Raw genomic sequence first — 13,425 nt, forward strand, 5'->3', positions numbered from 1 at the left:
TTCAGCCGATCCGGCCGGAGATGTAGGACTCGGTGCGGGGATCGCGGGGGTTGGTGAAGATGTCGCCGGTTTCACCGTATTCCACCAGATGGCCTAGGTGGAAGAACGCGGTCCGCTGGCTCACCCGTGCGGCCTGCTGCATGGAATGGGTGACGATCACCACCGAATAGGTCTGGCGCAGTTCGTCGATCAGCTCCTCGATCTGCGCGGTGGCGATGGGGTCGAGCGCCGAGGCAGGCTCGTCCATCAGAAGAACCTCGGGCTCGGTCGCGATGGCTCTGGCGATACACAGGCGCTGCTGCTGGCCGCCCGACAGGCCGGTGCCCGGAGACTGCAGCCGGTCCTTGGCCTCGTTCCACAGGGCGGCGCGGCGAAGCGCCTTTTCGACGATCTCGTCCAGTTCGGCACGGGTGCGGGCCAGGCCGTGGATGCGGGGCCCGTAGGCCACGTTCTCGTAGATCGACTTGGGAAAGGGGTTCGGCTTCTGGAACACCATCCCGACCTTGGCGCGCAACTGGACCGGATCGACGCGGCGGTCGTAGATGTCTTGGCCGTCCAGTTCAATCGCCCCGGTGACGCGGGCCGCGGCAATGGTGTCGTTCATCCGGTTCAGGCAGCGCAGGAACGTGGACTTCCCACAGCCCGAAGGCCCGATGAAGGCCGTCACGAGGCGGTCGCCAATATCGACCGACACATCCTTGAGCGCATGGGCGATGCCATAATGGACGTTCACGTCCTTGGCCCTGATCTTTACCTCGTCCACGGTCGCGGCCCTTTCGAACAGTCGCATGTCATTCATGAGGATAGCCCTTTACCAGCGGCGTTCGAAGCGGCGGCGCACAAGGACCGCCATCAGGTTCATGACGAGCAGGAACACGAGCAGCACGATGATCCCGCCCCAGGCTCGTTCATAGAAGGCCGGGTCGGCGCGCTTGGCCCATTCGTAGATCTGCGCCGGCATGGCCGAGTTCGGCGACGTGAAGCCGTCCAGCACCCCGCCCGGATAGTTCGAGGCCACGAACCCCACCATCCCGATCAGGAGAAGGGGCGCGGTCTCGCCCAGGGCGTGGGCCATGCCGATGATCGTCCCGGTCATGATGCCCGGCACCGCCAGGGGAAGGACATGGTGGAACACCGCCTGCATCTTGGAGGCGCCCACGCCCAGCGCCGCGTCGCGGATCGAGGGCGGCACTGCCCGGAGCGAGGCGCGCGTGGCGATGATGATCGTGGGCAACGTGAGCAGCGTCAGCACGAGGCCGCCCACCAGCGGCGCGGACTGCGGCAGGCCGGCGAATTGGATGAACACCGCGAGTCCCAGGATGCCGTAAACGATCGACGGCACCGCCGCGAGGTTCGCGATGTTGACCTCGATGAGGTCCGTGAAACGGTTCTTGGGCGCGAACTCCTCAAGGTAGATCGAAGCCGCGACGCCGATGGGGAGCGACAGGCCCAGCACGACCAGCATCATGTAGAACGAGCCGATCATGGCCACGCCGATGCCCGCCTCCTCGGGCCGCTTCTCGGACGCGTCCGCGCCGGTGATGAAGGACAGGTTGAAACCGCGGTCCAGCGTCCCTTGCGCCACCAAGGCATCCACGATGTCGAGATGCTCGGGGCTCAGGTTCTTGTCGTTGGCCAGGCTTTCGCGGGTGACCCGGCCCTTGATGTAGCCATCCACGCGCGAGGATGGGAGCACGTCGAAGGTCACCGTTTGCCCGACCAGCGAAGGGTCGGCTATGACCGCGTCGCGGATGCGTGCGGCGGTCCCGGACGACAGCAGGTCGTCGAGGTCGCCAGCCTCCAGCCCGGTCTGCACCCCGGTCGCGGCCACGGTGCGGACCAGCGCGGCCTCGATCAGGTCGCCGTAGCCGAAGGTCGAGGTTTCGGCCAGAACGGCAGGATCGCGCGTGCCTTCGGGATCGAGCTCGGATTCGAGCAGCTCGACTTCCAGGGTCATGCGGGTCTGCATAAAGGCGCCCATGCCGTTCCAGAGAATGGACCCGAGCAGCAGGACAAGGAAGAACAGCCCGACGAGAAGGGCCGCCAACCCATAGGCCCGGAAGCGGGCCTCGGCGCGGTTGCGGGCACGGGTACGGGCATCCGTCTCGAGGATGGATCGGGCCGGGCGCGGAAAGTCGGGGATCGCTCCGGCGGCCCCATTCAAAGGCAGGTCGGTCATTCGTACTGCTCCCGGTAGCGGCGCACGATCCAGAGCGCGACGATGTTGAGGCACAGGGTGACGACGAACAAGCTCATGGCCAGCGCGAAGGCCACCAACGCCTCGGGCGAGGAGAAGTCCTGGTCGCCGGTGAGCTGGCTCACGATCTTGGCGGTGATCGTGGTCATGGCCTCGAAGGGGTTGAGCGACAGGCGGGCTGCGGCTCCAGCCCCCAGGACCACGATCATCGTCTCGCCGATGGCGCGGGAGGCTGCCAGCAGGACCGCTCCCATGATGCCCGGCAGCGCCGCGGGCAGCACGACCTGGCGGATCGTCTCGGACCGGGTCGCGCCCAGGCCCAGCGAGCCGTCGCGCATCGCCTGCGGCACGGCGTTGATGATGTCGTCCGACAGCGAGGACACGAAGGGGATGAGCATGATGCCCATGACGAGGCCTGCGGTGATCACGGCCGTCCCCCCCTGCATCCAGCCCAGGCCGCCGTCCCCGAAGACCAGCATCAACGCGGGGCCGACCGTCAGGAGGGCGAACAGGCCGTAGACGATGGAGGGGATGCCGGCCAGCACCTCGAGCATCGGCTTGGCCCAGGCGCGGACGCGGGACGAGGCGTATTCGGACAGATAGACGGCCGACAGGAGGCCGAGGGGCACGGCTACGAAAAGCGCTATGGTTGAGATGTAGAGTGTTCCCCAGACGAGCGGCAGGATGCCAAGCTCGGAGCCGCCGCCAAAGGAGGGGGTCCAGGTCGTGCCGAAGAAGAACTCCGAGGCCGGGTAGATCTGGAAGAACTTGATCGTGTTGAAGATGAGGGCCAGGACGATGCCCACGGTGGTCGCGATCGCCACGAGTGCGGCGGCGATCAGGAGGCCCCGGATCCCCCGCTCCACCTCGTTGCGGGCGCGAAGCGTGGGCGTCGTCCGCCGGACGGCCAAAGCGGCTGCGCCCAGGGCAACGCTCAGCACGAGGATGGTGAGCAGCCAGTGGGACCACGCGCCCAGCACGTCGTAACGGGCGGCTGCGGCGAGGGTGGCGTTTGATACATCCTGACCCAGGGCAACGCCGGCTTCGGCCAGGCGGTCGCGCAGGCCTTCGGTCGTGATGGAGGCCGGATCCTCCCCGAGAAGGAGCAGGCCGTCAGCCACCCGGCGGACATCGCTCATCAGGAGGGACAGGTTCCCCTCCTGCCCTGCCATCATCGGCGTCACGAGACGGCCCAGCACCGCAGGGGCGACCAGGGTCCAGACCGCGAGGATCAGGAGCGAGGGGATGAGTACCGCCATCGCCACGTTCCAGCCATAGGCGCCGGGAAGCGAATGCATCGTCCGCAGGCTTCCGCCCGTGGCGCTGAGGGCCCGGCTCCGTCCAAGGACGTAGCCTGCCGCGGCGATCAGGAGGACGAGAAGAAAGAGCCAGCCTGGAGACATCGGGGGCGCACCAAAGCAAAGGGGCCGGCTCGCGAAAAGGCGGGCCGGCCCGAGAAGGTCAGGTCAGTTGGCGGGGGCGGTCATGACCGTTTCGTCGGCAACGACTTGCTGGACCGAGGCAAGCTCGGGATCCGAGACGAGGCCGTATTCGGCCAGCGGGCCACCCTCACCGGCGATGTCATCGGAGACGAAGAACTCCGCATACTCCTTAAGGCCGGGGATCACGCCGAAATGCGCCTTCTTGATGTAGAAGAACAGTGGGCGCGAGACCGGGTACTCGCCGGAGGCGATGCTTTCGGTCGAGGGGGTGACGCCGGACATGGTCGCGACCTGAAGGCGATCGGTGTTGTTCTCGTAGAACGCCAGGCCGAACACGCCCACGCCGGTCGGGTTCGCCTCGAGACGGGCCAGCGTCTCGTTGTAGTCGCCGTCGATGTCGTTCGACAGGCCGTCGGTGCGCAGCGTGAGGCAGGCCTCTTCGGCGGCGTCCTCGTCCATGCCGGAGGCCACGAAGGCTTCCATGGCGCCGGTCGACTCACAGCCTTCGAGGATCACGCGCTCCTCGAAGACCTCACGGGTGCCGTGCTTGGTGCCGGGAATGAAGGCCAGGATCTCCTGGTCGGGCAGGGCGGCGTCGACTTGCGACCAGTTGGTATTGGGGTTGGCCACGAGTTGCCCGTCCTGCACCACCTGTGCGGCCAGGGCGTTGTACCAATGCTCGGGCGTGAAGGCGAAGGACGCTCCGCCCGCCTGGGACGCAAAGACGATCCCGTCGTAACCGATGCGGACTTCGACGATGTCGGTCACGCCATTGGCTTGGCAGGTCTCGAACTCGCCGGCTCGCATGGGACGCGAGGCGTTGGCGATGTCGATCTGGTTCTCGCCCACGCCTTCGCAGAAGCGCGCCAGGCCAGCGCCCGTGCCACCACCCTCGACCACCGGGGTCGGGAAGTCGAAGTTCTCGCCAAAGGCCTCGGCCACGATGGTGGCATAAGGCAGAACGGTCGACGACCCTGCCACCTGGACGTTGTCGCGGGCCAGGGCCGGGGTGGCCAGGGCGATCAGGGCGACAGCCGTCAGCGGGTGTTTCACGTGAAACATGGAAGCTCCTGTTTGTCTTGATGACCGGCGAAGCATGCCGCCGGCCCACGACACGATCCGTTAGACCTGTCCGGCGACGCTTCTGTAACAACGGTGTAATAGCTTTATGACACCTATCGAGCAGCGGCTCGTAGGAGCGAAGCACCATCTGCATCGACAGGCCGGACGGCTCTCGGCCGACCCGATGCCCGAGACCACCGAGAACAGACCACTTGGCGACACACGCGGTCGGCCCCCCTGCAGGTTGCATGCGCAAACGGCCATGAAGGCCGGACGGCGGCCTGCAGCCCACCACATCCCCCAAGATCTCAGAGCGCCCGAGCACAACCGCTGCGGTTACACGTCCGGCAAAAGTCGTAACGCCAAGAGTGATCGTGCAAGGCAGTCAAGCTGACATGAGCCAACGGTTCACTCCTACGGGTGGATTCGGGCCGAAAAGCGTGGCGGATGCTCTGCTTCCCTGCCCCAGCCAAAGCGGACCCCTTTGAGTCAAGGGCCCCGGAGCGAGCATGCCTACGGGAGGGCACCTTCAAGGGGCGACCGTGACGCCTTGGGCCTTTCCCACTGGTGATGCACCAGCAAAGGAAAGACAGCCCTGATCACGGTGGCCAGCAAACCTGCCGAGGAAAGAAGGTCGGGATCGGGGACAAGCCCGGGCCGGAACTGACCAGGGCCGTGCCGCGCCCAAGCAAGTTCCCGGCAGCCGGCCGGAGTGGACCCGTCCCGGCGCCCGAGCATGCCTCCGCTTACACCCCGGCCGCAGTCACGATGTTTCTACCTGCTGATCCATCGAGATTGCGCTTGGTAGTCCAAGAACGAGTTGTCCCCGTTTTCCTAGTAGGTCAGAGATGTTCCGTGAACTGGGCCGGCGAGTCACGCAGGGCGTCGCCTTCCCTCGATTTCATGGACGTACCCTGCAAGACCGGCTTCGGCGACCGTCTATTCCGTCCAAATCCAATCCATAACACAGCAGGCGGCGGCAGATGCGGGAACGAGCGGAACCGGGTAGAAAGGTCTCTTGGCCGATACTGCGCCGGGCTTGGTCTTCTGCACGGTTGCGCCCGTATGCCATGGCAGGTCTGATCGCGGCGGAGTTGGCCGGTCTGGCCTTGGCCTATCAGGTCCTCAGTGATCTCGAATGCCGCCGCACCGAAGCGCAACTCGGGTGCGACCTGCTGCGAAGCCTCGTCGCCCGGGCTGTGGTCGTGACGATGGCGTTCGGCCTGTTCATCTGGGCTCGTCCAGGGACTTGGCTGGCTGCGCAAGAGGAAAGATCTCCTCCGGCCAGAGAAAGGCCAACTCTGCCTTCACCCGGCAGGAACGGCGGGGCGTCGTACATGTGGCTGGCTGTGCATGGCCTGGGGGTAGCGCTTCTCGCGATGCCTTTGGCCCTGAGCCCGGCCACGGTGGCAGAGTCCGACCTCTTCTTCGATCGGGCGCTGCCATTCTGGATCGCGGGCGCAGCTCTCGCCATTGTCGGAGCCCTGTTCTACGCAGCCAAGCCACTGGCTTGGAGACGCTGGCTAGCGGCCGAGTCCTATAGCCCCTTGATCATCCTGGCCTTGGTTGCCCTCGGCCCCGACCTCGGTCGCGCCCTCCTGCCGGTCTGGGAATGGCAGGGGCTGGCCCGCGTCACCTTTGCCGCAGTGAGCCTGCTGCTGACGAGCACCGGCGCGGAGGTCTATGTGGACCCGGCGGCCTATGTGATCGGCTTGCGCGACTTCTTCGTCGAGATCGGCCCACCCTGTGCGGGAACCGAGGGCTTTGTCCTGATCACCGCTTTCGTGGCGCTTTACGGCTATCTATTTCGCGGGGATCTGCGGTTTCCCCAGTACTGGCTGATCGTCCTCCCGCTCGGCCTGATCCTGAGCTGGGTCTTCAATGTCGTTCGAATTGCGACCCTCCTGCTGATCGGGGCTCGAGCCTCGCCCGAGATCGCGGTGAACGGGTTCCACAGCCATGCCGGTTGGATGTTCTTTGCGCTGCTGGCATTGGGGCTGATCGCCGTGGTGCATGCGACACCAGCGCTCCACACTCCAAAGCAGGCGCCTGTCCCACTGCCCCTGATGGAGGATTGGTATGCAGCCCGGATCCTGCCCTTTGCCGTCTTTCTTCTCACGGGAACCGTGGGTTCGGCTCTGACCGTCCATCCCGACCTGGCGTTTCCGGCCCGTGCGTTGGCCGTTGCCGCGGCTCTGGCGCTGTTCTGGCGACACTACCGTCGGATCGAATGGACACCGGACCCGGTCGCCGTGATCGCGGGCCTGAGCGTCGGAATTGCCTGGATCGCCCTGCAACCGCCCCTGTCGTCGTCAGGATCCCTGTTGATGGACGCCGTTGCCAGCCTTTCAGGACCCATGCTGGCCGTCTGGGTCGCGGCCCGTCTGCTAGGCACATCCATTCTGGTTCCTGTCGTGGAGGAACTCTTCTTCCGGGGCTACCTCTTGGAACGGCTCGACGGGCCTGGTGTTTCTCGGCGCATCCTTGCCGTGGCCGCTTCAAGCGCCGCCTTTGCCATGATGCACGGCCGCTGGCTGGAAGCTGGGATGGCCGGAGTCGTCTTCGCCGGAGTCATGCTGAGACGACAACGAGTTGGAGACGCCATAGTAGCGCATGTGGCGGCCAACAGCCTGATCGGGCTGTGGGCCATCATATCATCGGATTGGTCTGTGCTTTGACCAGTCCGCGACCTGTACAAGACTAGGACTGGCTGCTGCGCCGCCGTCCACGCTCCCAGGTGAGCAGAAGGATAGCACCGACTGCGGCCAAGGCGAGCAGGCCTGCCGACGCGTCGATCTCGGGAACCTGCGTCGCCCGCGGTGGTCCGCCGTTATGCCCGACCCTGTGATGAGCCAAAGCAGGCGCGGCAGCCAGCAGATAGGCCGGCAATCCGGCAAGCGCTGTCTTGATCATGGAAACACCTCCGTAGGCTTCAACTCTGATATGATGCCGCCTTCTGTCGAGCCAACACAATAGAAACTGATCGTTTCAAGATATCACATTTTGAGAGGCCTGACTGTCCGAACGTGATCGCACAGAGATGTTTCCCTCCCAGATCGTATCCCCCGTCCGTCATGGGGGAGGAAGGCCCGGGAAAAGGCATGCCTGTGTCGGGAGTGATCCGGCAGAGAGGATGATCCCGGTTTCTGGATGGTTCGCACCGATCAGGCCGGTCTGGCGACTGCCGTAAGATCGTGGGACACCACGGAACAGCGCTGCTGGGACGTGCGCCGCTCCATCGGAGGGCAGCACTGCACCGACGATAGAGGAGGTTCGCAGGGCCTGGGAGCCATTTGGATAAACACGGCTTGGCCAGGGTTCCCGGGCCAAGCCATGCCATCAGCGGGACGGGAGACAGCCCGCACTTTGTACGGCTTACCGACTCCGCGTGGCGCGGGTGAACTGGGCGTCCAGCTCATCCTCTCCGGCATCGTCCAGGTCGAAAGCGAACCCGCTGGATGCAGCGGCACCTACCGGCTTGGGTTTACGGCGCACCGGCACGGCCGCCACCAAAGGCTGCACTTCGGCGACCGGCGCCCGTGGAGCGGGCTGCGCCTGTGATGCATCCATCCGGAAGAAGGCCATCCCCGTCTGCAGCGCCTCGGCGCGGCCCGCCAACTCGCCCGCGGTGGTGGAGACCTGCTCGGACGCAGTCGTGTTCTGCTGCGTGACATCGTTGAGCTGCTCGATCGCCAGGGCCACCTGGGTCGCGCCGGTCGAGAGTTCCTCGTTGGCACGGGCGATCTGGCTCATGAGCTCTGCCGTACGCGCGATGTCGGCCACCAGTTGCTCGAGCTTGGGACGTGCCTGCTCCGTTCCCTTGAGAGTCTGCCCAGAGAGGTGCGCCACTTCCACGGCCGCAGTCTGGCTGCGCTCGGCAAGCTTCCGCACCTCCGAGGCGACGACGGCGAAGCCGCGCCCATGCTCCCCGGCCCGCGCGGCCTCCACGGCGGCATTGAGCGCAAGGAGGTCGGTCTGGCGCGCGATCTCCTGCATGACGAGGATCTTCTCAGCGATGGCCTGCATGCTCGTCATCGAGTCGCCCGCCATGACTCCGACCTCGCGAGCGCTGTCGAGCGATTGGCGCGCGGCCCGCTCCGTCTCTCCGGCGCTGTGCGCGGTCTGCTTGATGTTGGCCGCCATCTGCTCGACGGAGGCCGAGGCCTGCTCGGTCGCGGAGGCCTGTTCGGTGGCACCCTGGCTCAGTTGTGCCGCGGTTGTGGCCATTTCGCTCGAAGCGGCTGCTACTCGGCGGGCGTTGGAGTTCGTTTCGGTGACGACGTCCCGCAAACGTCCGACCATGGTACCGACGCCGGACAGGAGAACCGCAATCTCGTCGTGCCCGCGCTCGGCCTTGGGAGCCGTGAGATCGCCGGACATGACCCGCTGCAGTGCGGCTTGAGCCCGGCCCAGACCACGCGACAACGACAGCAGGGTCCAGATCGCGCTGACCAGCCCTACGGCAACGGCTCCGATCGCGGCCACGATCACGAGCATGCGGCTGTTCTGATAACTTTCGGCTGCCCGCAACACCTGCTGATCGATCACCGCGTTCAACTCCTCGTCGGCGGCGTCGATGATGTCGCGCATCGCGTTGAACTGCGCGTCGACCTCTGTGAGGCTTCGGTTGATGACGGGTCGGTTGCCAGTCCGGCTTTGACCGGCTTCCTTGATGACCCCCAGGCTCGCTTCCTTCCAAGCGTCGAGCTGCGGCCAGAACTGTTCCATGAGAGTGTTCGACCAGTCGGCATCGACGAGCGCCGCATAGGCCTCCATGCGTTCGCTGATCTGCGTGATGTTGTCGGCGTGTTCCTGAAGCTGGGCTTGGAACCCCTCCGACGTCGGCGAGAGCAGCAGCAGGCTACGCTCTGCGACGAGGGCCTGCTGGGCGTCGCGATCGGCGTTCAGCAGATGGCCCTGCGCGGGCGTGTACACCTCTGCGATCTGCGCGACCTGATCGTTATAGGTCTGAAGTTGATTGATACTGAAAATCGCGATACCGAACAGCGCGACGGCAAGGATGCCGAAGGCTCCGGCTAGCTTGAGCTTGAGAGTAAGACGCACCACGGCAGCCCTTTGCTGAAAAACGCAGCCCCGAGAAGCTTTGGGGCGTTGCCGGGCATCCGAGCATACAGAAGTGAAAGCCTAGTTATCGGGCGAGCCTTCCGTAGCGTCAGACAGCGATCTTCAGGACTATTGGCGGCCTGTTCTGCCTGCCCGCGTAAGTTCGGAGGCAAGACCGGCAGGTCCCAAAAGAGCGCGGCTCCGCCTTGCAAGGCGGAGCCGCGTCACGTCCCGAGTGAGTCGGTCAGACCAGATCGAAGCGGTCGAGGTTCATGACCTTGGTCCAAGCGGCGACGAAATCGGCCACGAACCGCCCCTGGTTGTCGTCCTGTGCATAGACCTCGGCCACCGCCCTCAGTTGCGAATTGGACCCGAAGACAAGGTCCACGCGGGTGGCGGTCCATTTCAGGTCGCCGGTCGCGCGGTCGCGGCCTTCGAAGACCAGCGCCTCCTCTGACACCGGCGTCCAGACCGTGCCGATATCGAGCAAGTTGACGAAGACGTCGGTCGTCAGAGCCCCGGGCCGACGGGTCAGCACACCATGCGTGGACTGCCCGGCGTTCGCGTCCAGCGCACGCAGGCCGCCGACCAGCACCGTCATCTCAGGTGCGGTCAGCGTGAGAAGCTGCGCCCGATCTACAAGCATCTCCTCGGGAGAGTGGCTGAAGCGGTGCTTCATGTAATTGCGGAAGCCATCCGCCTCGGGCTCGAGCACCGAGAAGGACTCGACATCCGTCTGCTCCTGGGTGGCGTCCGTCCGACCAGGCGCGAAGGGCACCTCGACAGTATGACCGGCGTTACGCGCGGCCTGCTCGACCGCTGTGTTACCAGCGAGCACGATCAGGTCGGCCATCGAGACTCTTTTGCCGCCGGTCTGGGACGCGTTGAACTCCGCCTGGATGTCCTCCAGCACGCCCAGCACTGTGGACAGGCGAGCGGGCTGGTTCACCTCCCAATCCTTCTGCGGCGCCAGCCGGATGCGCGCTCCGTTCGCGCCGCCCCGCTTGTCCGAGCCTCGGAAGGTCGAGGCCGAGGCCCAGGCCGTGGTGACGAAGTCCGAGATCGAGAGCCCCGAGGCCAGCACCTTGGCCTTGAGAGACGCGATGTCGGCCGCGTCGATCAGGGGATGGTCAACGGCCGGCACCGGATCCTGCCAGATCAGATCCTCGGCCGGAACCTCGCTGCCGAGGTAACGGACCTTGGGGCCCATGTCGCGGTGGGTGAGCTTGAACCAGGCGCGGGCGAAGGCGTCGGCGAACAGCTCCGGGTCGGCGTGATAACGGCGTGAGATGCCTTCGTAGATCGGGTCGAATCGCATGGCGAGGTCCGCCGTCGTCATCATCGGACGGTGCTTCTTGGACGGATCATGCGCGTCGGGAATCATGTGCTCGGGGCGCACGTCCTTGGCGACCCACTGCTTCGCGCCTGCGGGGGAGCGCACCAGCTCCCATTCGTAGCCGAAGAGGACGTCGAAGTAGCCCATGTCCCAGGTCGTCGGGTTCGGCTTCCAGGCCCCCTCGATGCCCGAGGTGATGGTGTCGTAGCCGTTGCCGGTGCCATGCGAGGACAACCAGCCCAGGCCCATGGCGTGGATCGGCGCGCCCTCGGGCTCGGGCCCCACGGCCGAGGCCGGGCCGTTGCCATGTGCCTTGCCGAACGTGTGGCCGCCGGCGACCAGCGCGACGGTTTCCTCGTCGTTCATGGCCATGCGGGCAAAGGTGTCGCGGATGTCGCGGCCCGAGGCGAGCGGGTCGGGGTTGCCGTCGGGGCCTTCGGGATTGACGTAGATCAGGCCCATCTGCACGGCCGCCAGCGGATGCGCGAGCTCGCGGTCGCCCGTGTAGCGGCTGTGATCCTTCTCCGACGTGGCGAGCCATTCACCCTCGTCACCCCAGTAGATGTCCTCCTGCGGCTCCCAAGTGTCGGCGCGTCCCCCGCCGAAGCCGAAGGTCTTGAAGCCCATCGACTCGAGCGCGACGTTCCCGGCCAAGATCATCAGGTCGGCCCAGGACAGGCGGTTGCCGTACTTGCGCTTGATCGGCCAGAGCAGGCGGCGAGCCTTGTCGAGGTTGCCGTTGTCCGGCCAGCTGTTGAGCGGGGCAAAGCGCTGCCCGCCCGAGGAGGCGCCGCCGCGGCCGTCGGCCGTGCGATAGCTGCCAGCGCTGTGCCAGGCCATGCGGATGAAGAGCGGGCCGTAATGGCCCCAATCGGCCGGCCACCATGGCTGGCTTTCGGTCATGAGCGCGTTCAGATCGTTCTTGGCTGCCGCGAGATCAAGTTGCCTGAACTCATCGGCATAGCTGAAGGCTGGCCCCATCGGGTTCGACAGGGCGGAGTGCTGGTGCAGCACCTTCAAGTTCAGGTGATTCGGCCACCAGTCCCGGTTGGTGCGGCCACTGAAGCTGACCCGCTTGTGCCCCGCATGCGCTACCGGGCACTTGCCGGCCTCTGCCACGCTGTTTCCGTCCATGTCGCCCCTCGCGTCTGATCATCTTGCCCGACTCGAAGCCGGACCTCCGCAGCAGGACTGCTCCTGCCGGTCGAATCCCTTGTAGCCGAAGGGTTCCATTGCTTTAAGTCGCATAAACTGATCAATCCGATAAGACGAACCTATGACACACCTCACCCTCAGGCAGTTGCGCTACTTCGAGGCCGTGGCCCGGCATGGTCACTTCGGGCGCGCCGCCGACGCCTGCGCCGTGTCGCAGCCTGCCCTGTCCATGCAGATCCGGGAGTTGGAGGAGGCTTTGGGAACCGTGCTGTTCGAACGGGGTGCCCGCCAAGTCCGGCTGACCACCTTTGGTGAGAGCTTGGTCTTGCGGGCGCGTGACATCCTTCGTTCGGTGGACGAGATCGGCGATCTGGCCCGCGCAAAGGGCGACAGGCTGGCGGGGCGGCTGCGGCTCGGAGTCATCCCGACGGTCGCGCCCTACCTGCTGCCGACGGTCATCGGCCACCTGCGGCGGACGAACCCCGACCTCGACGTTCAAGCCCGCGAGACGGTAACGCCCAAGCTCCTGCAAGAGTTGACCGAAGGCAGGCTCGACACGGCTATCGTCGCCCTGCCCGTCTCGGAGCCGACCCTGGCCGAAGCCGCCTTGTTCTCAGAAGACTTCGTTCTGGTCCGTCCGGTCGAGGATGACGGCCGTCCCGTGCCGGACCCCGAGACGCTGCGCGAGATGCGGCTCCTGCTTCTGGAGGAGGGCCACTGCTTCCGCGACCAGGCCTTGTCGGTCTGTGGACTGCCCTCGAACCGTCCGCGCGAACTTCTCGATGCAAGCTCCTTGTCGACGCTCGTGCAGATGGTGGGCGCGGGCTTGGGCGTCACCCTGATCCCCGAGATGGCGGTGGCCGTCGAGACGCGCTCGGCTCCTGTCTGCATCGCCCGCTTCGGCCCTCCCACGCCTTCGCGGACCATCGGCATGGTGTGGCGCAGGTCCAGCCCGCTGGGACCCCATCTGTCCAGGATCGCCGAGGTGGTCCACGGAGCCGCAGAGGCGCTGCGCGGCGGTTCAAGGACGATGTGAACATCCAAGCCGGATCCGGGCCCGTGTCGCTGCTTGGCCTTCGGCCCCGGCCTCAGGGCCACATGGCGGAACGACGTGCGGGACCAAGGCCACGACCCCTGCCGATCTGGTCCGGCTCGGCAGCTTTCCATGC

9 protein-coding genes are annotated in these 13,425 nt (G+C 65.7%); 2 read left to right on the plus strand and 7 right to left on the minus strand.

Features of this window, described 5'->3' with window-relative positions; translation table 11 throughout:
• Position 1: 1 nt before the first annotated feature.
• The 4 genes from pstB to FHG66_RS05410 form a co-directional block, all read right to left on the minus strand.
• Complete coding sequence (gene pstB, locus FHG66_RS05395) at positions 2 to 799, minus strand: phosphate ABC transporter ATP-binding protein PstB (RefSeq protein WP_139075716.1); 798 nt, start codon at positions 797 to 799, stop codon at positions 2 to 4.
• 12 nt (positions 800 to 811) lie between these two features.
• On the minus strand, positions 812 to 2,179 hold the full coding sequence (gene pstA, locus FHG66_RS05400; protein ID WP_139075717.1) for a phosphate ABC transporter permease PstA: 1,368 nt from the start codon (positions 2,177 to 2,179) through the stop codon (positions 812 to 814).
• Positions 2,176 to 3,600, minus strand: coding sequence for a phosphate ABC transporter permease subunit PstC (gene pstC, locus FHG66_RS05405; RefSeq protein WP_139075718.1), 1,425 nt, complete (start codon positions 3,598 to 3,600; stop codon positions 2,176 to 2,178). The genes pstA and pstC overlap by 4 nt, the downstream gene beginning before the upstream one ends.
• A gap of 63 nt (positions 3,601 to 3,663) precedes the next feature.
• Positions 3,664 to 4,701, minus strand: coding sequence for a substrate-binding domain-containing protein (locus tag FHG66_RS05410; protein ID WP_139075719.1), 1,038 nt, complete (start codon positions 4,699 to 4,701; stop codon positions 3,664 to 3,666).
• Between the two features lie 1,070 nt (positions 4,702 to 5,771).
• On the opposite strand from FHG66_RS05410, the gene xrtE reads away from it, so the two are divergent.
• Positions 5,772 to 7,379, plus strand: coding sequence for an exosortase E/protease, VPEID-CTERM system (gene xrtE, locus FHG66_RS05415; RefSeq protein WP_176556136.1), 1,608 nt, complete (start codon positions 5,772 to 5,774; stop codon positions 7,377 to 7,379).
• Between the two features lie 22 nt (positions 7,380 to 7,401).
• Here xrtE and FHG66_RS05420 read toward each other — a convergent pair whose 3' ends face one another.
• The 3 genes from FHG66_RS05420 to katG all read right to left on the minus strand — a co-directional run bounded on the left by FHG66_RS05420 (position 7,402) and on the right by katG (position 12,235).
• Positions 7,402 to 7,614 (minus strand): VPEID-CTERM sorting domain-containing protein, encoded by a 213-nt coding sequence (locus FHG66_RS05420; RefSeq protein WP_139075721.1) that lies wholly within the window; start codon positions 7,612 to 7,614, stop codon positions 7,402 to 7,404.
• Between the two features lie 462 nt (positions 7,615 to 8,076).
• Complete coding sequence (locus FHG66_RS05425; protein WP_176556137.1) at positions 8,077 to 9,765, minus strand: methyl-accepting chemotaxis protein; 1,689 nt, start codon at positions 9,763 to 9,765, stop codon at positions 8,077 to 8,079.
• Between the two features lie 244 nt (positions 9,766 to 10,009).
• On the minus strand, positions 10,010 to 12,235 hold the full coding sequence (gene katG / locus FHG66_RS05430; RefSeq protein WP_139075723.1) for a catalase/peroxidase HPI: 2,226 nt from the start codon (positions 12,233 to 12,235) through the stop codon (positions 10,010 to 10,012).
• A gap of 142 nt (positions 12,236 to 12,377) precedes the next feature.
• Between katG and FHG66_RS05435 the strand changes: the two genes are divergently transcribed.
• On the plus strand, positions 12,378 to 13,292 hold the full coding sequence (locus tag FHG66_RS05435) for a LysR substrate-binding domain-containing protein (RefSeq protein WP_139075724.1): 915 nt from the start codon (positions 12,378 to 12,380) through the stop codon (positions 13,290 to 13,292).
• Positions 13,293 to 13,425 lie beyond the last annotated feature (133 nt).

It is taken from the genome of Rubellimicrobium rubrum, from assembly GCF_006152115.1.
GTDB lineage: Bacteria > Pseudomonadota > Alphaproteobacteria > Rhodobacterales > Rhodobacteraceae > Rubellimicrobium > Rubellimicrobium rubrum.